1 protein-coding gene is annotated in these 413 nt (G+C 74.8%); it reads right to left on the bottom strand.

Going from position 1 to position 413, the window contains the following annotated elements; translation table 11 throughout:
- Positions 1–413, bottom strand: a 413-nt coding sequence (locus ACLBX8_RS31635; RefSeq protein ID WP_447701379.1) for a polysaccharide biosynthesis/export family protein, incomplete at both ends; no start/stop codon positions are given.

Genomic DNA, 413 nt, shown 5'->3' with positions numbered 1-413 from the left:
ACCACCGTGGTCAGCGGCACGGTCGCGGTCACCGGCCCGCGCGAGAGCCGCACGAAGGTCTCGTTGACCGGCGCGCGGTTGCCGCCGGCGGCGGCGATGACGTCGAGGATGCGGTCGCCGTGGCCCGAGAGCGGCAGGCGGGCGCCGGCGGCGCCCTCGCCGGTGACGGTGACGGCCTGGGAGATCGGGCGGGTGACCGAGACCAGCACCTGGGGCTGGATGGCCTTGCCGGCGAGTTCGTTCTCGATGAGCGCCTGGACGTCCTGGGTGCGGCGGCCGGCGACCTTGATGCGGCCGGCATAGGGCACCGAGATGGCGCCGTCGCGCCCGACGGGCTGCTCGGGGATGAGGGCGGACTTGGATCCGGCGGAGAAGCGGTCGGCGACGAGGGGTCCGGAGAACAGGCCGCCGGA

The organism is Methylobacterium sp. D48H, assembly GCF_053345715.1.
Note: the sequence above shows the minus strand (reverse complement) of the source record. Positions and strands in the feature narration are given on the sequence as shown.